A 22,448-nucleotide genomic window follows, 5' to 3' on the forward strand; every position below is an offset into this window, starting at 1 on the left:
GCAGGTTTTTAGATACGCAGGACTTAAAACAAAATGTTTTACGTTTATGCAATAAGAAGTGACAGTAGAAACTACATATATGTAGGGCTTACAGATAATCTTGAAAGAAGATTATCCGAACATAATGGAGGGAAAAACAAGACAACCAGGCCATATCGACCCTTTGTCCTGATTCATTCAGAAATGTTCGAAACTAGATTTAAAGCCAGAGAAAGAGAAAAGTATCTTAAATCTGGCATTGGTAAGGACTTCCTAAGGAGTCTTTAATATGCCTCGGTGGTGGAATTGGTAGACACGCAGGACTTAAAATCCTGTGACCATTGCGGTCGTATGGGTTCAAGTCCCATCCGAGGTACTCTTAAAGCCCGATCATGGTCGGGCTTTTTTATTTTCAAGGGAATCTCTTCATCCAATTTCTCACTAGAGACGCTACTCCAAATCCCAACCAACCACAACTTCTTTCGACTTAAACCATCACAACCATCGATGAAATACTCCCTTTAATCGAGGGCTCAAATGCCGCAAAAATCGACTAGTAATTTTACGTAGTTGAATATCCAGATTTTCACAGGAAGTTAGCCTCCGAGTATTCATCATCTTTGTATCGTCTATGAAGGCAAAAAATACAAACCACTCTAAAAACAAGAAGAAAATGTTCAACGAAGAGATCGAAATGACGCTAGAATGTGCTGTTAAAATCAGAAAGCACTTGGTAAGACTTTTGGAAGGAAGAAGCAGTGATGAGCTGGAATCTCAACTTCAGTACGTGAACAGCCTGATCATGGAAGCTAACTCCATGCAAAACGAAATGCTGGCGGCTTAAGCCCCCTTCAGCACCTCCTTCAATTCATTTAACTTAAGCAGCGCCTCCACCGGAGAGGTCGCATTAATATCCACATTCCGCAGGATGTCGAGCATGCGCTCCATCCGCGGATCAGCCTCAAACAAATTCATTTGAAATTGCTTGGTAGGTAGTTCCTCCAACTTTTTTCGCTCTGATTCCGGCAGCTTTTCCTTTTCGAGATGTTTCAAAATCTCGTTCGCCCGAATCACGATTTCATTTGGCATCCCGGCCATCTGCGCCACATGTATGCCGAAGCTGTGCTCACTTCCACCCTCCACCAGCTTCCGCATAAAGATCACTTTATTCTCCAGCTCCTTCACCGATACGTTGAAATTTTTCACGCGTGGAAGATCCTTGGCCAGCTCGTTCAGCTCATGATAGTGCGTGGCAAACAAGGTCTTCGCTTTCGCTTTCGGATGGTTGTGTAGGTGCTCCACAATCGACCATGCAATTGATATCCCGTCGTAGGTACTTGTCCCTCGTCCGATCTCATCCATCAGCACCAGTGAACGGTCGCTGAGGTTGTTGAGGATACTGGCGGTCTCCGTCATCTCCACCATGAAGGTAGACTCTCCACGCGACAGGTTGTCCGACGCGCCCACCCGTGTAAATACCTTGTCCACCAAACCAATCTTGGCATAACCTGCTGGAACAAACGATCCCATCTGGGCCATCAGTGTGATGAGTGCGGTCTGTCTCAGCAGTGCCGACTTACCAGCCATGTTTGGTCCGGTGATGATTATCACCTGCTGGGATTCATTGTCGAGGTAGAGATCATTAGAAATGTATTCTTCTCCTTGCACCAGATTCCGCTCGATGACCGGATGTCGCCCTTCCTTTATATCGATGACAGTTTCTTCCGAGATATTCGGACGGCAGTAATTGTATGATTGGGCCTGCTGCGCAAAACAGGAGAGGCAATCGAGTTGCGCAATCACTTTTGCGTTTTGCTGGATCGCATCAATGTACGTGTGAGCAAAAGCTACCAGCTCAGAATAGAGCTTCTGCTCCAGCACCTGGATCTTGGATTCCGCACCGAGAATCTTTTCCTCGTATTGCTTCAGCTCTTCGGTGATGTATCGCTCGGCATTGACCAGTGTCTGTTTTCTAATCCACTCTTGGGGCACCTTGTCTCTGTGTGCGTTGGAAACCTCCAGGTAATAGCCAAACACCTTGTTGTAAGCAATCTTCAGGGAACTGATCCCTGTCTGCTCCACTTCCCTATCCCGTATACCGGAAAGAAAATCTTTACCTGATGTGGAGATTGCTCGGAGCTCATCAAGCTCTGCATTTACACCTGTCTGGATCACATTCCCCTGATGCAATTGCAGCGGGGCATCATCTTTCAATTCTGTGGTAAGCTTTTCGATCAGCTTTTCACACGGATTCAATAAATCATGAAACGCATTGAATGCTTTTCCCTCTTTTAGAAGGTCACGAATAGGTTGAATTTGCGAAAGGCTCTTTTTCAGTTGCAGCAGTTCTCGTGGGTTGACCCGGCTGGTGGCCACTTTACCGACCAGTCGCTCCAGGTCTCCGATTCTTTCTAAGTACTCCCGTAAGGATGATTGAAGCTCATCTTCCTGAGTAAGCGTCTCCACAATATCCAGCCGCTGATCAATCTCCGGTTTGCTCTTCAATGGCAGCACCATCCATTTCCTCAACAATCTGCCTCCCATGGCCGTAAGGGTCTGGTTGATCGTGTCGATTAGGGATATACCATCCGGCTGGGCAGGCTGGATCAGCTCCAGGTTTCGGATGGTGAAGCGATCAAGCCATACGTATTTATTCTCATCAATCCGCGAGATCGACTTGATGTGATTGGTCTCTTTATGCTCGGTCTCATCGAGGTAATACAGGATCGCTCCGGCTGCAAGGATTCCTTCCGTCAGTTCTTCAATGCCGTACCCCTTGAGGTTTGGTACATTGAAGTGCGTGGTGAGCTTTTCATAGCCATAGTCCTTGCTGAAAATCCATTCTTCCAAGGCATAGGAGGAGAAATGCTCTCCATACTTTGCACCATACCAGTCGCGGTTGGCTTTGGGATAAATAATCTCTGAGGGCTGAAATCCACGGATCAGCTTGTCGGTATAGTCTTCTGTGCCGGCAGATACCATGAACTCCCCGGTGGACAAGTCGAGAAAAGCTACTCCGCATCGGTCTTTGTGATAATAGACGGAAGCCAGAAAGTTGTTCTTTCGCTGATCAAGCACATTGTCATTCAAAGAGAGTCCGGGAGTCACCAGCTCGGTCACTCCTCGCTTCACAATGCCTTTTACCGATTTTGGATCTTCCAACTGATCACAGATGGCCACACGATATCCCGCACGCACCAGCTTGGGCAGGTAGGTGTCCATGGCGTGATGGGGAAAGCCTGCCAGCTCCATTTCTTTCTGTGATCCATTCGCCCGCTTGGTCAGGACAATATCCAGGGTCTTACTCGCTTTGACAGCATCTTCTCCGAAGGTCTCGTAGAAATCCCCCACGCGAAACAACAACAGAGCTCCAGGGTACCGAGTCTTGATCTGATTGTATTGTTTCATCAGTGGAGTTTCCTTAGCTGCCTTGCTTCCTGCCATGTGTTTAGATGGGACTAATTTTGGTGATTGCAATATTAGGAATTACCGATGAGGAAAATAAAGAACGAAGAGCTAAACCGCCTGTCACCGGAGGAATTTAAAAGTGCGGAGAAAATACCGGCTGTTCTGGTACTGGATGATGTGCGAAGTGCCATGAATGTAGGCTCTGCTTTTCGTACATCCGATGCATTCCGGCTCGAAAGAATTTACCTGTGCGGCATTACTGCTCAGCCTCCTCATCGGGAGATCAACAAAACTGCCCTGGGAGCCCAGGATACGGTGGATTGGGAGCATGTGGGAGGCATCATGGATTGTATTGATCAGCTTAAAAGAGATGGTTATCAAATCATTGCTGTGGAACAGGCTGATGAGAGCACTTCATTGCTGGATTTTCAGGTTGAGTTGAGTGGGAAATATGCCTTTGTCTTTGGAAACGAGGTATTTGGGGTAAATGACAAGGTGGTAGAATCGGCTGATATAGTCCTGGAAATACCTCAATATGGCACGAAGCATTCGTTGAATATCTCCGTGAGTATTGGTGTGGTGCTTTGGGACTTTGTGAGTAAACAAAAAAAGCTTCCCGTATAGAGAAGCTTGCAATTTTCTTTTTCTTGTCATTCCGAATGAATATGAGGAATCTATCCTCTGAATCATAAAGATTTCTCCCTTCGGTCGAAATGACACAAATGAGATTAACCCCCTTCGTACTCGATTCCAAGAATTCGCTCTTCGAACATGCCAAGGGCAATCTTGTCTTCACCAAGTACATCAAATAGCTCGAGCGCTCTTCTGGCTACATACTCTTCTTCGATCTGCTCCTGCACAAACCATCTCATGAATTCTTCGGTAGCAATGTCATTATATTTTCTGCATTCTCCCACAATCTCATGGATCGCATCAGATACGGCAATCTCGTGCTCCAAAGCTTTTTCGAACACTTCTCTCAGTGATCCGAAATCATGCTGGCTTTCGCCAACAGTAGGAGACACTGCATCACATTCCATGTCACACAGGTAGTGAAATAATTTCAGTTGGTGCTTGCGCTCTTCATCCGATTGCTTGAAGAAGAAATCTGCGCTATTGTCATACCCTCTGACGTCACACCATGCCGCCATGGCCAGGTATGCAGCAGAAGAATGGGCTTCCATTTTTATCTGTCGGTTGAGTACATCTACGATCTCATCTTTCAGGACATGATGTCTCCTCAAAATATCTTTCATAATTATTCTTCTTGGCTTATTAAATCAACCAATCAAAAGTTGAATACGTTCTTTCGCAGAATCTTTTGAATGGCACTGTTAAGTGCTAAGGTATCGAACGTTCCGTTTAGAAGCTCTCTAAATTCCAGTATCTCCCGAAGGTTGAGCAGCAGGAACCGATCGCAATGAGGCAGGTGAATCACCTCTACATCCGGGGCTGTACTTTCAAACAACTCCATGATGTCCATCTCCATGATCCTCTTTCTTAATGCAAATAAATCACAAAGCTTGAAGGTGATTTCCTCACGATCAAACACCAGCACAAACGAGTCGGTACGCTCGCATTGTGTAATAGAGGCACTTTTTGTACTAAAAATTTCTTCTCTTGTCATTGAGCATTGCATGTAAAACCGGGCATGATTTGCAGTACTTTCCTTTTTTCTTGGCGTACTTGAAGCAACATTCCTTCTTCAATTTCTTCGCCTTCTTTTTCTTCAGGGCGTACTCTTCATAAAGTTTGGATGTTCTTCTCGCTACGGGTGTACTGTTCATCTTCGCATTTCACTATTTAGATAGATTCTAAATAGAGTGCAAACGTAATTCCGTTCGAGGAATGTTCCAAGGTTATTTAGAATTATTCTAAATGACTTTTGTCATGATTTCGAAGTTGGAGTGAGGCGATATTCGTGCCGTCTAAAATCAATGGCTTTTCATTATTTAGATTCATTCTTAATAAGTAATTTTGTCCCTGTTGAATCTCAAACGAATGCCGCAAGAGCAAGGTAAATGAGCAAGATTTCATCTATACTTCCATCTGTGTCCTGTACCATCTCCCACATTGAGGAGAGTGACCTGAAAGATCGCTTGTATGAAATGGGCATCTACCCAGATCAGACGATTGAGGTATTGCGAAAGGCACCTCTTGGCGATCCCCTGTTAGTGCAGATAGAAGGACAGCTGATTATGCTGAGAAGGAACGAAGCGGACTTGATTGCCATCAGAGAAAAGGATTAGCGTTGATAAAAAAAGTAGCATTAGTAGGCAATCCCAACGTTGGAAAAACCACCATTTTCAACCTCCTCACAGGTCTGAACCAGAAGGTAGGCAACTATCCGGGAGTTACTGTTGATAAAAAATACGGTTCATTAAAATTGGATCACGAAACCGTTGAGGTGGTCGATTTACCGGGGACTTACAGCATCCATCCCAAAACGGAAGATGAGAAAGTGGTGCTCGATTATCTCACGGGAGATTCCGCACCCGATGCTGTGGTTGTTATTGTGGACGCAAGCAACCTCAATAGAAACCTGTTGCTTTTTACCCAGATATACGACCTCAAGCTTCCTGTAATTCTGGTGCTCAACAGAATTGACCTGAGTCAAAAGGATAAGAGAGAAATCTCAACTGTAAAATTGAGCTCACTGCTAGGTGGAATTCCAGTTGTTCCACTAAATGCCCGTGAAGGAGACATTGAGCCATTAAAAAAAGCCATTGCTTCCTTCGAGGCACCCGATTCCTGGCAACCATTCTATCAGAGTGATAACGGAGTGGATTATCTAAAGGAGACTGAAGCACGATATCAAAAGATTGACAAGCTCTTAAAGTTTCTTCCGAAAGGAGAGAGAAAGTCGCATAACATCACCAACGGACTGGACAGAATTCTGCTGCATAAAGTGTGGGGCTATGCCATTTTCCTAGCCATACTCTTTGTGATCTTCCAGTTCATCTATGTGTTTGCCAATGTGCCCATGGATCTGATCGATAACTTCTTCATCACTTCCAGCTCGTTCTTATCGCATCGTCTGCCCGAAGGCCCGCTTTCCTCACTGGTTACTGAGGGAATCATTCCCGGTATTGGAGGTGTTGTGATATTCATCCCTCAGATTGCTTTTCTGTTCTTGTTTCTGACCGTGCTTGAGGAGACGGGCTATATGACCCGTGTGGTATTCCTGATGGATAAGATCATGCGACCGTTCGGACTTCATGGAAAAAGTGTGGTGCCTCTGATTTCAAGTGTGGCATGTGCCATTCCTGCAATTATGTCCAGCCGATCCATTGATCAGCCTAAAGAACGACTGATCACCATTCTGGTCACCCCACTCATGAGCTGTTCTGCCAGATTACCTGTTTACATCTTGCTCATAGCACTTACAGTTCCAAATCAACTTGTTCTCGGATTTATCAATCTTCAGGGGTTGGTGCTTTTTGGCATGTATATGCTAGGGACTATTGCCGCATTGTTTTTTGCCATGATATTCAAGGCCATTCTCCTGACCAAATCCAAGAGCTTTTTGATCATGGAGATGCCTCGATACCAGATGCCGAAATTTAGAAATGTGGTGTACAATGTCTATGAAAAAAGTATGGCTTTTGTCTGGGGTGCCGGTCGTATCATTTTGGCGATCTCGATCATCCTCTGGGTGCTAGGCTCTTACGGCCCGGACTCTTTTCGAGGCTCAAATGAAACTGATGAGATCCTACCACAAACTTCATTAGAGACTTCATTCATTGGGATACTTGGTAAGCAGATTGAGCCGGCCATTGAGCCGCTGGGGTATGACTGGAAAATCGGGATTTCCCTGATCACCTCCTTTGCTGCAAGAGAGGTTTTTGTAGGCACAATGGCCACCATTTACAGCATCGATGAATCGGATGACGAGGCTTCCTTGCTGGAGCGAATGAATCAGGAAATAAACCCCGCAACTGGCGAAAAACGATATGGATTGGCCACAGGCATTTCACTAATGATTTTCTATGCATTTGCCATGCAATGCATGAGCACACTGGCTGTGACCAAGCGTGAAACGAAAAGCTGGAAATGGCCGTTGGTTCAACTGGGGTATATGACCACCCTGGCTTATTTTAGTTCACTTTTGGCTTATCAACTATTATCATGATTCAGCTGGCTGTCGTCGGATTACTTTTCTTCTCTTCGTGCTACTTTTTAGTGCGCTCCTTCACTTTGTCTGAAAGCAAGCCAAAGGCCTGTGATAAATGCGGGAAATAGCCTTATAGTTTTAACTGAACAGTAAAATAATAGTTTCGCGGCTCTGATGGGATAATGCCCGGGCCAGGATATCCGGTTGCTCTCCGTGTAAAGTATGATTCATCCAATAGGTTGTTTGCACCCGTTTCCAATTTGATTTTCCTGATCGTATAGGAGAACGACAAATCAATGATGCTGTAGGCAGGAATCTCTCCGATCAGCCCGTTTCGATTGTCCGAATCTTCAGGAACAGAGGAGTTCTCCACGTCTGTATATTGCTCGGAAAGGTGTGTGAACTGAAAGCTCCCCAACAGGTTTTTGTAACCAAAACGAAGGCCTGTTTTCAGGTTTACATGAGGAATAAACTCGACCTCCTTACCAGTCACATTATTTTCCTCGGAGGAAAGATACTCGGATTCGGTAAAGGATGAATTCACAAACCAGTTGAGCTTGTAGGCATTAGAAGGCAATGCTAAGGATTTGGCCAGATTCCAGTCTGCAAAGAATTCCAAGCCCATCACCAGCGCTGTTCCGATATTCTTTCTTACTCGATTGGCCCGATCATCAAACACAATCCCGATGCGATCGTCATACAGCAATCCATAAGCTCCAAGGTCAAATGAAACGGTATTTTTCCATTTCCCCCTGGCACCAATATCGAAGGTATACCCTTGCTCATCACTGATATTCGGATCAATGATAAAAGTTGGATTCACAACACGAATATCACTGAACGTGACCGATCGATAGTTCTGCGAAAGGTTGGCATAGAGTTCCAGATCATCCGATGACTCGAAGCTGGCACCTAATCCCAACAATAAAAATGATCGATCAAACGTCCGATTGTCCTCAAATTCCGCATTTTGGATTGGGTTGCCGGCATTGTCAAAAATTACCTGCCGATAGGTTCCTTCACTGCCGGTTTTAATAAACTCATATCGAAAGCCAGGGGTAATAGACAGACGATCGTTGATGAAGAAAATATGCTCGCCGAAAAAGGCCAGGTTATGATTCGGGAATTTGAAGTCAGATTGATTGGGGTAGTCCGGATAGTCCTCGAAAGCAAAATCAAAATTGGCATCAACTCCATTCGTCCCAGGCCCTTGCAAGCCTGAGTTATCAGCCTGATATATCTTTGACCCGATTAGAAGGACGGCATCCTTTCCCCCGATCTGATAGCGGGTTAAAAACCGTGCTTCGGCTCCCCAATTTTGGAATTTTCCCTTGATCAAATCACGTGGATAAATAAAGCTTCCATCCGTTTCCTGAGCGTCTTCCTGAATAACCGGATTGGTATTGATATCGGCTGGATTCCCTCTAAATCCAACCGCATTTCGCTGCGCATTGAGCCCAAAAACGGTCAGACTTAAGTCGGTTTTTGGCGAAAACTTATGCTTCAATTTCAGTGCGTACAGCTTCCAGTTTACTTCGAACCAGTTTCTAGTTCGATTACTGAAGTCCGGATCTGATCTAAACTGAGCATCCGTCAAACCGCCGGGCTGCTGAGCCAGGTAAACCAATGATGTAAACTCGAATGTGGCTGAAGTTTTGTCGGTGATGGCATAGCCAAAGCTTCCGAAGTAGTTTGTGGATTTGAACCCGGAATTGGACCTGAAGCCGTCTCCGGTTTTGCAGTTCAAATAGGTGTAGTAAGAAAACTTCCCCAGCGTACCGCTGATACTATTGAACGTATTGAACAACCCAAAAGACCCTACCGACTGTCGGGAAGTCAGCTCAATGGGTTTAGCTGCTGGTTCTTTCATTTTGAAATTAATCAGTCCGCCAAACTGGGTCCCATATTGCAGGGATGCTGCACCTCTAACGACCTGAATCTGGCTAAGTGCTTCTGCAGGAGGAGTGTAGTAGCTTTCAGGATAGCCGAGCACATCGGCACTGATGTCGTATCCGTTTTGTCGCGTATTGAAATTTGACGTTCGGTTAGGATCCAAGCCTCTGCCTCCTACATTTAGTTGAAGACCTGCATCTATGCTTTCATAGATATTCAAACCAACTACTTGTGAGTAGATCTGCCGTGCGTTATTGGTAGCGGCATTACCGACCATCTGATCTAGCAAAACCACCTCCGATTTCTTACCGGCATAGATGGCTGTACCTTCCACCGGTTTTAGACGATTCAAGGCAAAAATTTCCTCCCGCTTTTGGCTGATCACCACCTCTGAAAGTTCCTGTTGGAATTCCTCCATCGAGAAAGTGATGTTCGTATTTCCCTCCACTTCCACCTCTTGTTGCATCGTCTGATATTCCAGGGACATTATGGTAATCTGATGCCTGCCAGCGGCCAGATTGATCAGCTGAAAATTTCCCTGATTGTTGGTGGAGACCACCTGATTGGTATTTTGATCATACACCTCGGCAGAAGGAATAGGTTTGCCAGAGTTAGCTTCCAAAATGGTGCCCGAAAGTGTGTACTGACCCCATAAAGGAACAGCCATCAAACACAGAATTATCGCTATGCTAAATCCCTTTAATTTCATCCCCGAATGGTAAAATCCACGTTTTGTGTTTGAATGATTCTATCTGTTGCGTCAGATCTACCGACTTATCGATGTAAGGCTGGCTTCTTCTTCCGTTGAGGGCTACATAGCTTTCGGCATAGATCGCCACCTCCATTCCCTGGGCGTTAAAATGGTCTCGCAAGTGGTGCGCAAACTCCAAAATAAAGTCCGGCTGAAAAGACATCTGCTTCTCCTGAAATGGAGTGAGGAAGTCCCCATTGTTGACATGAAAGGAATCTCCGGAGTTCTTATCCACCACCTTGAACGTGGTGTAGCCAGCCTTTTCCATGAGCATTACCCTCCACGAAAACCGGAAGCCTTCTTCCGTCCAAAAGAGCTCACCGGGATAAAGCAAATACCTCCATGGAAGGAGTAGCTGGATAGTGAAGAAGATGGCTAGGATTGTTAGTTTCCAATTTGGCGCTCTTCTATTCTCCTCCCTTGTCATCTCGAACGCAGTGAGATATCCATTCTCCTTATTAGTCGTCCCTTCCTTTGGGAATAGATTTCTCGTTTCACTCGAAATGACACTTAACATTTTACTAATCACCTGAAGAATTCGCTCATGCACCTTTGCATCAAAGAAGATGAGTGCACTCACAATCATGATGTATGGGAACATGCCGATTGGAAAAAGTACACGAGTCAGCACATGGAAAATCACCACCATCATAAAGGCTGGAGTACGGGTTGGTTTCCAAAGCAGGAGGAATGGAATGCTCAGGTCATAGATTGCCCCGCCCCAGCTAAAAAGGTAGATCACCCAGGATTGCTGAAGCAAATCGCCAAGAAAAGGAAGGCCATATTTGCCGGGTAGCCAGATCTTCAAAGGTATGGCTTCTAACCAGTCGGAGTTGAGTTTGGCAAGTCCGGCATAAAAGTAGACAATTCCCAAAAGGAGCTTGATACTATCTACCGACCAGCGAGGGATGAACTCTTGTGAACCATTTCTTGCGTCTATTGAAAAATGTTTTTCAGCAGGCAAAAAGATCATCAAAAAGCTGAGCATGCTGATGAAGTAGTAGTGGTTGAGGTAGGTGGTCTTATCCATCAGCTCTATGTAGGTAAAGCTGAGAAAGAAGACGATGATCGAAACCCGATATTGAAATCCAAGTGCCACAAATAGTGCAGCTAAGCCACAAATAACAAAAAGAAGATAGGTGTATTCTCCAAGCGGCTTCACCCATTCAAATCCATAATAAGAGAAGAAAAAGGTGGGTTCGATGTAGAGCTTTTCTATCCAGCCTTTTGCCCAAAAACGAATAATACTGGCCAGCATCATAACCCCAAAGAAAATACGAAAGACTGCCAGAGGGGCAGCCTTTATTTCTTTTGAAAAATATGGTGAACCAAACCATCCCATCAGTCGCCATCCGCATCCACATAGGTTATACCAATCGACATTGCTTGGGCCATGTCCACTTTCAAGTACACCACATTCATTTGCAACTCGTCATAGGTGGCCAGCATCTTGGAGTTGTCTGTTTCTACCTGCTCACCAAAGTTCTCACCAAGCTCGGTAGCAGCCGCTCTTGCCCTGTCGAATTGATCATTGACCAACGTACTCAGATCATCTCCATCTTTGATCGTGTTGAGGTAATCGAGGTAGTCATTCAGTCCAATACCCTCTACCGGCAGGTTGGAGTTAAATGCCTTTCCGTTGAAAAAATCCTGCATGGCATTCAAAGCGGCATCAAACAGTACTTTGGATTTTCCACTAAATCTTCCCTCCACTTTATCCGAGAAAGTAGAAGCGGAAAACACACCGGCAGGAATCCCGATTTTACCCGCTCTCAAATGCTTTTCATAGTAGAAGATATAGTCGTTTACGACCTTATTGACTGAAGATGTGGCGTCCGATCCATCCTTCCCAACAAAGGTGTCGCGATAACCTGATTTCCAGTCGGTGAGCACATCAGATCCCATGAATTCGAGTCGCTCTACCAGATCGATCAAATAGATTTTATATGGATGATTAGCCATCTCCTGAGAATACAAATTCACAATCTCCTGATCCGTATCCCTCACTGCATAAATGAGGTACTCGATGGCCGGAAAGCCCTGCTCATCCTGACGATTCACACTCGTCAGATCGTAATCACCCCCCTCAATGGTCTGAATCATATCCTCCACACCAAGTGGGTAGATGTTGGTGTAGTTGATCAGCGTGAGTTCCTCTGCTTTACCAATTTCAAACATCGCCACCCTTTGCCAGGCCAGATATGCGTCCAGCCATGCATCTCGCAGGCTATTCAGGTTTTCAATGGAGGGGGATTCTGTAAATACCTCTGTGCTAGCTTTTAATGTCCCAAGGGAAGAAACATATGCTTCATAGCCAGGCACCATGATGTTGTCTGCCCAGTTTTCCAGCATCGCCTGTCTGTCAAACCCATCCGATGAGCTTACAGACTCATCACCAGAACATGCCACAAAAAGCGTTGTACAAATAATCAAATAGACCACTTTCAATACTCTCATTTGCTACCCATTTTAACTTAAAAAGTGACCCCTTTCCGGGTCACCTAAATTTCTTTTTATATGATCATCAATTCCTCGCCTCAGCCACAGTAAAATCAAACTCCTCAGCAATCTGGCTTGAGATACTTGTAAGCGTAGAAGCCTCCACATCCCAGAGTCCATTATCCCCATCATCCATGCTATCCGTAAGAAATGCCTCCACCTCCGCTCGTGTGAAATATGGCGCATCGGTATTCGGATTTCGGGTAAACTGTAGACTATAGATAAACCCATATGCCTCTGACAGGCTATGAAAAATGCTTGCCATGTCAGGGTTGGCTTCTCCCAAACCGGCAGCTCCTGCTTCGAGGTAATAAACAGATCTCACAGCAATCACTTTGGAAAGATTGGCGCGAATAATATCCGCCTGAACATCTCTCAGATCATAATCACCAGCCACGATGGCCGCCCTGCCCAATTTGAATGCATCAAACACTTCGTCAGCTATTCCTGCAAAATCTTCATCCGAATTGACAGAGCCCAGGTATTTGTTCAAAAAGCTGTCATCACTTCCGACTGTCGATCGTGGGTCGGCACCATTTGCTGCTGCGCCATAGAGGTACCCGTATGCTTCGTCCCACTTGTGCTCCATGCTGGTGTAGTTTTCACCTTCCTCCACTATTCCCGCATCATTGTTGGGAACGTTCTCACCCGCATCCAGCACAGCTTCGCTCACATAGTTGTTTAGGATTTGGTCGGTCATCAGTGCCCCAATCAGTCCCTTGGCAAATGCCTGGTTCAACTCCAATCCCTTTGCATTCACATACCTGGTTGATCCACCACCTGCCTGCTCAATTTTTCCTGCCACTCCGGCACTGGCCTCCATTTCCCAACTAGGAAAAACCTCGGAAACCTGGGCTGCAATCCAGCCGTCAAAATCTTCCTTGATTTCTGCAGCTAGCACAGTGTTCGCAGAAAAATAGTCAGCTGAAGCAGCGGTCTTACTTCTTACATTTTTGTCTGAAGCGTTGAGGTCTGCATTGGAGAAATTTGCATTTCCTTCTTCATGGGCAAACATTCCATCGATGATTGCTTCTGTGTTTGTCTCAACCATGAAGGCAGACAAAATTTCCTCCGCCATGGCAATACGAGTAGTCTGGCCACTGAAAGAAACGGTGGAAGAACCATCCCTCTTAAAGGCGTAGGTGTCCGGTACAGAAATATCCGGCTTTCCACCGTCATCATCCCCACAACTGCTTAGGGATATTGTGAGTCCCGTTAATAGGGCAATAGCTAGTTTGTTCTTATTCATCATGTTCTGATTTTGCGAAATTATGTAATCCATTCTTGTTTAGAACGATTCTAAACAATGCAAAATTGATGGTCAGTCAGATTCTGCACAATCGCTACCGATGATGAAATTTTGACTCACTAGAAGTAGTGAATCGTATAACTAAAACTAGTGATGTGCTAGCTACAAATGGCTAGCTAGAATTAATGGTTATGACTTTACCAAACCACTCTCCAATGCATAAACGATCAATTCTGCAGGAGAATTTAGGCTCAGTTTTTTCAAGATGTTTTTTCTGTGCGAGTTGATGGTATGAACACTCAGGTGCAACTCTTCAGCAATCTGAGCGGTAGTTTTTCCTTTGGTTATGAGTTCCAGTACCTCAAACTCACGGGGAGAGAGATTAGTCGGCTCACAATCCTCTTCTTTATCCGGACTTTGCACTACCAGATCAAGGATATTGTTGCAAAAGAATCGGTTGCCCAGAGCTACTGCCCGAAGGCCATTGATAATCTCCTCCTCACTACAATTCTTCGTAAGGATTCCTTTGATACCCATAGCGAGAAGCTGCTGGATTGAATCCTTCGTTTGACTGTTGGATATGACCAGAAAACTACAATCCGTACGTTGCTTCAATTCCCTGAGCTGCGGAATCAGCTCCCGATCCTTGTCTGAGATATCTATTACTACAAGTTTCGGGTTTATTGTTTCTACGGTCTCGATAAGCTTCCCAGGGGAATCAATCATTTTGACCAACTCAAATCCCGGCATGGCTTTGATAAGCGATGCAATGCCCTGGCGGGTGAGATACTGAAAATCTGCAAGGAGGACAGAGGTAGCCAATGAATATTATTTAGAATGATTCTAAACAAAAGTATGTCGGGAAATTTGATTGTGCAAAAACAAGCTTAAAATTGAAATCCAAAAGGACAATCCGTAGTTAGATTTGTGCCAACAAAACATTGAAGCATGGAATACCGAATAGAACACGACACCATGGGCGAAGTGAAAGTGCCCGCTGATAAATATTGGGGAGCTCAGACGCAGAGATCCCGGGACAATTTCAAAATAGGTGGTGAAAAGAACCAAATGCCCATGGAAATTATCCATGCATTCGCCATCCTCAAAAAATCAGCCGCCGAAACAAATATGGAGCTGGGCGTGCTCGCTAAGGAAAAGGCTGAACTAATAGGTAAAGTGTGCGACGAGATACTTGAAGGTAAGCTCGACGATCAGTTTCCATTGGTGGTATGGCAGACCGGATCCGGCACCCAGTCCAACATGAACTCCAATGAAGTGATCGCAAACCGGGCACACGTTTTGAACGGCGGTTCCCTTTCGGACGACAAAAAAATCATCCATCCAAACGATGATGTAAATAAAAGCCAAAGCTCCAATGACACATTTCCTACAGCCATGCACATTGCCAGCTATAAAATGGTGGTGGAAAATACCATCCCCAAGGTGAAGAAGCTGAGAGACACGCTTAACAAAAAATCAGTAGCTTTTATGGATGTAGTGAAGATTGGTCGAACTCATTTCATGGACGCTACACCGTTGAGTTTAGGTCAGGAGTTTTCAGGATATGTCTCCCAGCTTGATCACGGACTAAAGGCATTGAATAATACCTTGGATCACCTCTCAGAGTTGGCTCTTGGTGGCACTGCGGTAGGAACGGGTCTCAATACACCCGAAGGATACGCTGACTTAGTTGCAAAGAAAATAGCTAAGCATTCAGGCATGCCGATGCGATCTGCTGAAAACAAATTTGAGGCACTAGCCGCACATGACTCGATGGTTGAAACTCATGGGGCATTAAAACAACTAGCAGTGAGCCTGATGAAAATTGGTAATGACATCCGAATGCTAAGTTCAGGCCCAAGAAGTGGTATCGGTGAAATACTCATTCCTGACAATGAGCCAGGTTCTTCTATTATGCCAGGAAAAGTAAATCCTACTCAATGTGAAGCTCTTACAATGGTGTGTGCGCAGGTAATAGGGAATGACGTAGCGATCTCAGCTGGAGGCATGACCGGGCACTTCGAATTGAATGTGTTTAAGCCAATGATGGTCTTCAATTTGCTCAATTCTGCCCGATTGATTGGAGACGCATGTGAATCTTTTAATGATAATTGTGCCATTGGAATTGAACCAAATCACGAAGTAATCAAGGAAAAATTGGAGAATTCCTTGATGCTGGTAACCGCTCTCAATACCCACATAGGGTATGAAAATGCGGCTAAAATTGCTAAAAAAGCACATAAGGAAGGTACTACCCTTAGAAAAGCAGCTATTGATCTGGGACTTGTTACGGATGAGCAGTTTACTGAGTGGGTAAAACCTGAAGATATGATTGGATCGCTAAAAAACTGATTGTTTATCCATTATCAAGAGATTTTTGTACTTTAGTAACATTAAAGATTGCGTAAAAAACCAATTCACAGGAAGATGAAAAAATCAATATCACTTATCGCACTGGCACTTTGCTGTGTATTTGCATTTGAAGCAAACGCTCAAATGGATAAAAAAGAGGAAAAGGAGTGGAAGAAAAGAATCAAAAAATTAGAGCCAGAGCAGTACAAGCAGTTACTGGATGAGAACAAATCCTTGAAAGGCCAGGTAACAAGCCTTAAGACTGAGCTTGGTAACATCGACGACAGACTTGCGGATAAGGATGAGCAAATCCTTACTTACCAGTCTCAAATTGGAGATTTAAGAGCCGAGCTTTCAAGGCTACAAAGCAAGCAGCCATCAGAAAACGTTGCAAGTAGAAGTGTAGGCGGAAACATAGATGAAAGCCAAGGAGTCGTATTCAAGGTTCAGATCGGTGCATTCGAGCAAAAGGATTTGAAAAAATATGACAACTCTCCCAATTTCAGTGCTGAAGACGAAAACGGCCTGCAGAAATACACCATCGGTGTATTCAGGGATTACTGGGAAGCTGATACTTTCAAGAAGTACCTGAGAGAGATGGGTGTAAAAGATGCCTGGGTTGTGTCATACAAAGACGGAACCAGAGTGCCAATTAAAGATGTACTTGAAGGAGTGACCAAAAAATCTTAAGAAGAATAACAATCATTAAGAGCCCTGGTTTCTGAAGAAGGAACCAGGGCTTTTTGTTTGTATTTTTGCAGTCGGATGATAAAATATAAGACGCCAGAAGAAATCGAAATCATGAGGGAAAGTGCCCTGATCGTGTCAAAAACACTCGGGGTGATGGCTGAAAAAATTGAACCGGGAGTAACCCCTCTGGAATTGGACAAAATTGCCGACGAGTTCATTCGGGATCATGGTGGTGTCCCGGCATTCCTTGGGCTCTATGATTATCCAAAATCAATCATTACCTCTGTAAACGAGCAGGTGGTACATGGCATACCTACCGATCGCCCACTTCAGGAAGGTGACATTGTGGGCGTTGATATTGGTGTATTAAAAAATGAATATTATGGCGATCATGCCTACACTTTCGCTGTGGGCGAGATTTCGGATGATGTGAAACAGCTACTTCGGGTTACCAAAGAATGTTTGGATAAAGGAATTGAACAATTGGTATCCGGAAACAGGATTGGAGACCTGAGCTACGCCATCCAGCAACACGCCGAGCGCCATGGATACGGTGTGGTGAGAGAGCTGGTTGGGCATGGATTGGGCAAGAAGATGCATGAATCACCCGAGGTGCCAAATTTCGGAAAGAGAGGAAGGGGACCAAAAATTCAGGAAGGGTTGGTCGTGGCAATCGAGCCAATGATAAATATGGGCACCAGAAGGGTAATCCAGCTCAACGATGGCTGGACCATTGTCACGGCTGACAAAAAACCATCGGCTCATTTTGAGCATGACGTGGCGGTGGTCAATGGTCAACCTGAGGTGCTTTCCACTTTCCAATATGTGGAGGAGGCGCTGGCCAAGAAAAATGCGGTCATTGTATAAGTTTTTGAAGGCTAAATCTAAGGCATACCTTTGCCACACTTCTTAAAAGATGGCAAATCAGGAAAAAGGCACTTTTAGCAATCTCATGATGAAATTTCTGGTGTGGCGAATCCGCCATATCGGGGATAATAATTTCTTGCTGATAACAGCCGGACTGATTGGGGTTTTCTCGGGTTTAGCGGCCGTGATTCTGAAAAGCACCGTTCATTTCATCATTCATTATCTGGAGCTAAACCTCAACATCTTCAGCTTCAACTACCTCTACCTGGGATATCCCCTGATAGGTATTCTCCTTACCGTGGTTGTATCCAAGTACGTTTTTAAGGAGAACTTAGGTCACGGCATCACACAAATCTTGTACGCCATTTCCAAAAACTCAAGTCTCATTCGGAAAACGCGGATGTACTCCAGGATGGTCACCAGTGCAATAACCGTTGGCTTTGGAGGTTCTGTTGGATTGGAAGCTCCAATAGTTGTGACTGGCTCAGCCATTGGCTCCAACCTTGCCAGACTTTTTCATTTAGGGTACAAAAACAGGACCGTGCTGCTTGGTTGTGGGGCTGCCGGCGCAATCTCCGCCATCTTCAACTCACCAGTCACGGGAGTAATCTTCGCCATGGAAGTAATCCTCACGGAGGTGAAAATCAGTCGATTCATTCCATTGCTCATTGCATCCGTCTGCGGCCAATTGGTGGCACTTGTTCTCTTGGGGGAGGACATTCTCTTTTCATTTAAGCTCACTGAAAATTTCATTGCAAGTGAGACCGCCTATTACCTGCTCTTTGGGGCCGTCTGTGGGATGATCTCGCTCTACTTCACTCGCGTAATGTATGTGATTGAAGGTGGTATTCAGAAACTCAAAAATGATTTTGGACGAGCTGCAGTGGGAGGAATTTGTCTTGCATTAATAATCCTCACTTTTCCACCGATTTATGGGGAGGGGTACGAAACCATTAAAAGCTTGCTTCAAGGTGAATCTGCACGCGTATTCCATCACAGTTTTTTCTATCAGCTTTCCGAAAATCAGGCATCCCTCATTGTATTTCTATTTTTGATTATTCTAGTAAAGCCAATAGCTACAGCGCTCACAATAGGAGCGGGCGGGAGCGGCGGAATATTTGCGCCCTCTTTGTTCATGGGCGGCCTTTCGGGGTTCGTGTTTAGCTCCGGCTCAAATGCACTCTTCGGGTCCTCATTAAGCACCAGCAACTTCACGCTGGTAGGCATGTGTGGGGTAATGAGTGGTGTGCTGCATGCGCCACTAACAGCCATATTTCTTATTGCAGAGATTACCAGTGGCTATGAGCTCTTCGTTCCATTGATGTTGGTTTCGGCTATTTCCTTTAGCACCATTTCATATTTTGAAAAACACAGTATTTACACGAAACGCCTCATCGAAACAGGTGATCTTATCCAATACGACAAAGACCGAATTGTACTTAGCCTGATTGATCTCAAAAAAATTGTGGAAAAAGACCTGCTCATTATTGAGCCAGAAGCCACACTAAATGACCTTGTAAAGCTTGTGATGAAAAGTAATCGAAACATCTTCCCGGTGGTGGACGAAAACAGAGAGTTGCAGGGAATCGTCACCCTAGACGACATCCGCGAGATGATGTTTGACGAAGAATCACGAGAAAATGTAATTGTAAAAACAATCATGCAAAAACCTCCAGCAAGCGTGTCCCCTCAGGAAAAAATGCAATCTGTGATGAATAAATTTGAGGTAACACAGGCATGGAACCTTCCCGTAATTGATAATGGGAAATATGTCGGCTTCATCTCCAAGTCCCGAATTTTCAACGCTTATCGCAAGAAATTAATCAGGCAAACCGCTGAGTAATTATCAGATGATAATCTATTGTATATCAGGTGATTAACTAATAAAATTTATAGTTATCAACAAAGCCACTTTCTAGATTTTACAAAGCAACTCACTGATTTTCAGAAATATAGAAAAAGGATAGAAGACGATGTGGATAACTATACCATTTTGTGGATAAGTAGTTTTTCATTCACTTGGATATCTTTAATCAATTAATTAAGTGAACTATACTCAAACGTACATAGACTGTTTCAGCCGCACTTTGAGTCTGTTGCTGCAGACAAACCAAGTATTATCACAAGGTTAAGGTCATAGATTCAACGAATGGCGATCAAAATAATATTTCCTGCTTTTGTGCAAAATCGATTTTATATAAATTTTAAGCCCGTACAACCTGTTTGGCGTATTTTCGTATCCCCAATGATGAAGAGAATTGCCTTCGGCTTACTAGTAGCAATAAGTACCTCACAGGTCTTCGCACAAGAGGTTGAGGTTGTAAAATTTGCCGACTTACAAAAAAAGATGCTCAATACGGAAGCATCGTTGACCGTTTTCAATTTCTGGGCTACCTGGTGTGGCCCTTGCATCAAAGAACTTCCTCATTTTGATGCACTGGAAAGTGAAAATAGTGACATCAAGGTTTACCTTGTAAGTATTGATTTTCAAAGTGAACTAGAGAAGGTCAAGAGTTTTGTGGCCAAGAAGTCCTTAAATTCAGATGTGCTTTTTCTGGATGAAAAAGACCCTGATGATTACATGGGAAAGGTAAGCCCGGAATGGACAGGTGCGATACCGGCTACCCTCTTCGTAACAGACCTAGGCAAAACGTATTTTCATGAAAAAGCGTTTACTAAAGAAGAATTAGAATTAACCATTAAGAAATATTTGAACTAAAAGATGTCCAGAACCATGAAGCGAACATTTATTTTATTAGTAGGAGTAATGGCCGTAGTTGCCGTGCTTTTTATGAATGCCTCCGAGCCGGAAGCAGGATATGGAGTAGGTGACTATGCTGCCGATTTCAAACTGCCAAACATTGACGGCAAGATGGTATCCATGTCCGACTATAGCAGTGCAAAAGGCTTTATTATCGTATTCACTTGCAATACATGCCCGTATGCAAAAGCCTACGAATCCAGAATAATGGATTTAGATAAAAAATATGCCGGCAAAGGATTTCCTGTGATTGCAATCAATCCTAATGACATCTCTCAGCAACCAGGGGATTCAATGGAAGAAATGAAAAAGCGATCAGGTAATAAAGGTTATTCCTTTCCATATTTACGAGATGACAGTCAGGAGGTAGCTAAGGCTTTTGGAGCTACTAAAACGCCTCATGTATATGTGCTAAATAAGGAAGCTGCCGGAAAATATAAGGTGGAATTCATCGGTGCAATTGACGACAGCCCTAATGATCCGTCAGATGTTTCAGAAACGTATGTGGAAGATGCAATTGATGCGGTGATGGCGGGAAAGAGTCCGGCTGTGACTGAGAAGAGAGCTATTGGCTGCACCATTAAATGGAAGAGCTAATGCTCCCCGACATCAAAAAAAGCCCCAAGCTAATGCTTGGGGCTTTTTAATTTTAGCTGGTGCTGATCAATGAGCCAGCACCTTCTCTTTATGTTTTTTGAGTTGCCGTCTCAGTGCTTCTACAGCAGCATCTACTCCAGCTTCAAAAGATTTGGCCTTCTCTTTTGAGAAAAACTGGTTCTTAGGTCCATTCAGTTTTATCTCTACAATTTTATTTTCATTGGAATCGTCATTCTCTAATCTCAAAAAGACCTCTCCATCGATGATCCGGTCATAAAAAGTTTCAAGCTTGTCAACTTTCTTTTGAATGAAATCGAGCAGTTTAACATCTGCGTCGAAGTGAATGGAATGCATCTGTAACTTCATGTCTGTACGTTTAAAAAGGTTAAACATTTATGCCTTCGGATGAGCCTGATCAAAGGCTGCCTTCAGCTTTTCTATTGAATTGTGGGTATACACCTGAGTTGCTGCCAGGCTGGTGTGACCCAGCAAATCTTTCACAGCATTCAGGTCTGCCCCTTTGTTTAATAAGTGTGTTGCAAAAGTATGCCTCATTACATGCGGGCTCTTTTTGCTAAGGGTTGTTACCGCATTCAGGTAGGTTTTCACCTTGCGGTAAATGAACATAGGGTAAAGTGCTTCGCCACCATCTGTAAGTAATAATTTCTCCCCTTTCATTCCCATTTCGTTCTTGGTTTTTTGATAGTCACCTATCAATTTTATTAACGAATTCCCGACCGGGATGATGCGTTCTTTATTCCTTTTTCCCAGCACCCGGATAGTTTTTTCGTAAAAATTAACATCCGTGTCTTTTAAGCCCTTCAGCTCGGCCAAACGGATACCTGTTGCATACAAAAGCTCAAGCAAAAGCTTGTCTCTCTGCCCTGAAAAATCAGATGAAAACTCTACCCGGTCAAGTAGATTGGTGATCTCATCCTCTTTTACAAAAGCAGGAAGATCCTTTTCGGTTTTCAGGGGTTTGATTTGAGAGGTGGGGTTGGCTTCCAGATACTCTCTTCCTAAAAGAAATTTATAGAATGACTTTAGGGTGGCTATTTTTCGATTGACAGACTTAGGAGAAAGATCCTGATCCATCAAATCAACTATCCATCCTCGGATGTGAGGGTGTTTTACTTCCGTGAAATCAGCGATCTCATATTCGGAACTCAAAAAATCTGAAAATTGCTGCAGGTCTTTCCTGTAGGCTTCTACTGTGTGCTGACTGTAGCGTTTTTCGAAGGAAAGATATTTAAGGAAAGTCTCCACCATAAGCAGCACCACCTCATGA

The 22,448-nt window shown here is 44.3% G+C and carries 22 protein-coding genes and 1 tRNA gene; 12 read left to right on the plus strand and 11 right to left on the minus strand.

Annotation, left to right across the window (positions count from 1 at the left end; all coding sequences use genetic code 11):
- Nucleotides 1-33 precede the first annotated feature (33 nt).
- The 3 genes from RLN88_RS15765 to RLN88_RS15775 all read left to right on the plus strand — a co-directional run bounded on the left by RLN88_RS15765 (nt 34) and on the right by RLN88_RS15775 (nt 823).
- On the plus strand, nt 34-267 hold the full coding sequence (locus RLN88_RS15765) for a GIY-YIG nuclease family protein (protein WP_350222377.1): 234 nt from the start codon (nt 34-36) through the stop codon (nt 265-267).
- 3 nt (nt 268-270) lie between these two features.
- Nucleotides 271-355 (plus strand) — tRNA-Leu (locus tag RLN88_RS15770).
- 255 nt (nt 356-610) lie between these two features.
- Nucleotides 611-823: a hypothetical protein gene (locus tag RLN88_RS15775; protein WP_350222378.1), complete on the plus strand. Its 213-nt coding sequence runs from the start codon at nt 611-613 to the stop codon at nt 821-823.
- On the opposite strand, the gene mutS is transcribed toward RLN88_RS15775, so the two are convergent.
- Nucleotides 820-3,423, minus strand: coding sequence for a DNA mismatch repair protein MutS (gene mutS / locus RLN88_RS15780; RefSeq protein WP_350222379.1), 2,604 nt, complete (start codon nt 3,421-3,423; stop codon nt 820-822). The two genes, RLN88_RS15775 and mutS, sit on opposite strands and share 4 nt — an antisense overlap.
- A 48-nt stretch (nt 3,424-3,471) precedes the next feature.
- Between mutS and RLN88_RS15785 the strand changes: the two genes are divergently transcribed.
- Nucleotides 3,472-4,011 (plus strand): RNA methyltransferase, encoded by a 540-nt coding sequence (locus RLN88_RS15785; protein ID WP_350222380.1) that lies wholly within the window; start codon nt 3,472-3,474, stop codon nt 4,009-4,011.
- Nucleotides 4,012-4,115: 104 nt separating this feature from the next.
- On the opposite strand, the gene RLN88_RS15790 is transcribed toward RLN88_RS15785, so the two are convergent.
- From RLN88_RS15790 to RLN88_RS15800, 3 genes are read right to left on the minus strand one after another with little or no spacing between them, the layout of a single operon-like run.
- On the minus strand, nt 4,116-4,643 hold the full coding sequence (locus tag RLN88_RS15790; RefSeq protein ID WP_350222381.1) for a ferritin: 528 nt from the start codon (nt 4,641-4,643) through the stop codon (nt 4,116-4,118).
- A 32-nt stretch (nt 4,644-4,675) separates the two neighbouring features.
- Nucleotides 4,676-5,014 (minus strand): hypothetical protein, encoded by a 339-nt coding sequence (locus tag RLN88_RS15795; RefSeq protein ID WP_350222382.1) that lies wholly within the window; start codon nt 5,012-5,014, stop codon nt 4,676-4,678.
- The gene (locus RLN88_RS15800) at nt 4,992-5,174 is read right to left on the minus strand and encodes a hypothetical protein (protein WP_350222383.1); all 183 of its coding nucleotides are present in this window, start codon (nt 5,172-5,174) and stop codon (nt 4,992-4,994) included. The genes RLN88_RS15795 and RLN88_RS15800 overlap by 23 nt, the downstream gene beginning before the upstream one ends.
- Nucleotides 5,175-5,408: 234 nt before the next feature.
- Between RLN88_RS15800 and RLN88_RS15805 the strand changes: the two genes are divergently transcribed.
- On the plus strand, nt 5,409-5,636 hold the full coding sequence (locus RLN88_RS15805) for a FeoA family protein (protein WP_350222384.1): 228 nt from the start codon (nt 5,409-5,411) through the stop codon (nt 5,634-5,636).
- Nucleotides 5,637-5,638: 2 nt separating this feature from the next.
- Nucleotides 5,639-7,519 (plus strand): ferrous iron transport protein B, encoded by a 1,881-nt coding sequence (feoB, locus tag RLN88_RS15810; RefSeq protein ID WP_350222385.1) that lies wholly within the window; start codon nt 5,639-5,641, stop codon nt 7,517-7,519.
- A gap of 112 nt (nt 7,520-7,631) precedes the next feature.
- Here the strand turns inward: feoB and RLN88_RS15815 are convergent, their stop codons facing one another.
- The 5 genes from RLN88_RS15815 to RLN88_RS15835 form a co-directional block, all read right to left on the minus strand.
- Entirely contained in the window at nt 7,632-10,061 is a 2,430-nt protein-coding gene (locus RLN88_RS15815; protein ID WP_350222386.1) for a carboxypeptidase-like regulatory domain-containing protein, read from the minus strand.
- Nucleotides 10,062-10,083: 22 nt separating this feature from the next.
- Nucleotides 10,084-11,487 (minus strand): HTTM domain-containing protein, encoded by a 1,404-nt coding sequence (locus RLN88_RS15820; RefSeq protein ID WP_350222387.1) that lies wholly within the window; start codon nt 11,485-11,487, stop codon nt 10,084-10,086.
- The gene (locus tag RLN88_RS15825) at nt 11,487-12,602 is read right to left on the minus strand and encodes an imelysin family protein (protein WP_350222388.1); all 1,116 of its coding nucleotides are present in this window, start codon (nt 12,600-12,602) and stop codon (nt 11,487-11,489) included. The genes RLN88_RS15820 and RLN88_RS15825 overlap by 1 nt, the downstream gene beginning before the upstream one ends.
- A 67-nt stretch (nt 12,603-12,669) precedes the next feature.
- On the minus strand, nt 12,670-13,926 hold the full coding sequence (locus RLN88_RS15830; protein WP_350222389.1) for a DUF4856 domain-containing protein: 1,257 nt from the start codon (nt 13,924-13,926) through the stop codon (nt 12,670-12,672).
- Between the two features lie 156 nt (nt 13,927-14,082).
- Nucleotides 14,083-14,715 carry a LuxR C-terminal-related transcriptional regulator gene (locus RLN88_RS15835; protein WP_350222390.1) on the minus strand — a complete coding sequence of 211 codons (633 nt, stop codon included), beginning with the start codon at nt 14,713-14,715 and terminating at the stop codon, nt 14,083-14,085.
- Nucleotides 14,716-14,841: 126 nt separating this feature from the next.
- On the opposite strand from RLN88_RS15835, the gene fumC reads away from it, so the two are divergent.
- The 6 genes from fumC to RLN88_RS15865 all read left to right on the plus strand — a co-directional run bounded on the left by fumC (nt 14,842) and on the right by RLN88_RS15865 (nt 21,160).
- A complete protein-coding gene (gene fumC, locus RLN88_RS15840) occupies nt 14,842-16,245 on the plus strand; it encodes a class II fumarate hydratase (protein WP_350222391.1) in 1,404 nt (467 codons plus the stop codon).
- Nucleotides 16,246-16,320: 75 nt separating this feature from the next.
- Nucleotides 16,321-16,935 (plus strand): Ezrin/radixin/moesin family protein, encoded by a 615-nt coding sequence (locus RLN88_RS15845; RefSeq protein ID WP_350222392.1) that lies wholly within the window; start codon nt 16,321-16,323, stop codon nt 16,933-16,935.
- A 75-nt stretch (nt 16,936-17,010) separates the two neighbouring features.
- On the plus strand, nt 17,011-17,802 hold the full coding sequence (gene map / locus RLN88_RS15850; RefSeq protein ID WP_350222393.1) for a type I methionyl aminopeptidase: 792 nt from the start codon (nt 17,011-17,013) through the stop codon (nt 17,800-17,802).
- A 49-nt stretch (nt 17,803-17,851) separates the two neighbouring features.
- Complete coding sequence (locus RLN88_RS15855) at nt 17,852-19,645, plus strand: chloride channel protein (protein WP_350222394.1); 1,794 nt, start codon at nt 17,852-17,854, stop codon at nt 19,643-19,645.
- Between the two features lie 402 nt (nt 19,646-20,047).
- A complete protein-coding gene (locus tag RLN88_RS15860; protein WP_350222395.1) occupies nt 20,048-20,521 on the plus strand; it encodes a TlpA family protein disulfide reductase in 474 nt (157 codons plus the stop codon).
- Nucleotides 20,522-20,536: 15 nt separating this feature from the next.
- Nucleotides 20,537-21,160, plus strand: a complete 624-nt coding sequence (locus RLN88_RS15865; protein ID WP_350222396.1) for a thioredoxin family protein — start codon at nt 20,537-20,539, stop codon at nt 21,158-21,160.
- A 66-nt stretch (nt 21,161-21,226) separates the two neighbouring features.
- Here the strand turns inward: RLN88_RS15865 and hpf are convergent, their stop codons facing one another.
- Nucleotides 21,227-21,526: a ribosome hibernation-promoting factor, HPF/YfiA family gene (gene hpf, locus RLN88_RS15870; protein WP_350222397.1), complete on the minus strand. Its 300-nt coding sequence runs from the start codon at nt 21,524-21,526 to the stop codon at nt 21,227-21,229.
- A gap of 27 nt (nt 21,527-21,553) precedes the next feature.
- Nucleotides 21,554-22,429: a tyrosine-type recombinase/integrase gene (locus RLN88_RS15875; protein ID WP_350222398.1), complete on the minus strand. Its 876-nt coding sequence runs from the start codon at nt 22,427-22,429 to the stop codon at nt 21,554-21,556.
- Nucleotides 22,430-22,448 lie beyond the last annotated feature (19 nt).

It is taken from the genome of Ekhidna sp. (genome assembly GCF_040223195.1).
In the GTDB taxonomy this organism is placed as follows: Bacteria; Bacteroidota; Bacteroidia; order Cytophagales; family Cyclobacteriaceae; genus Ekhidna.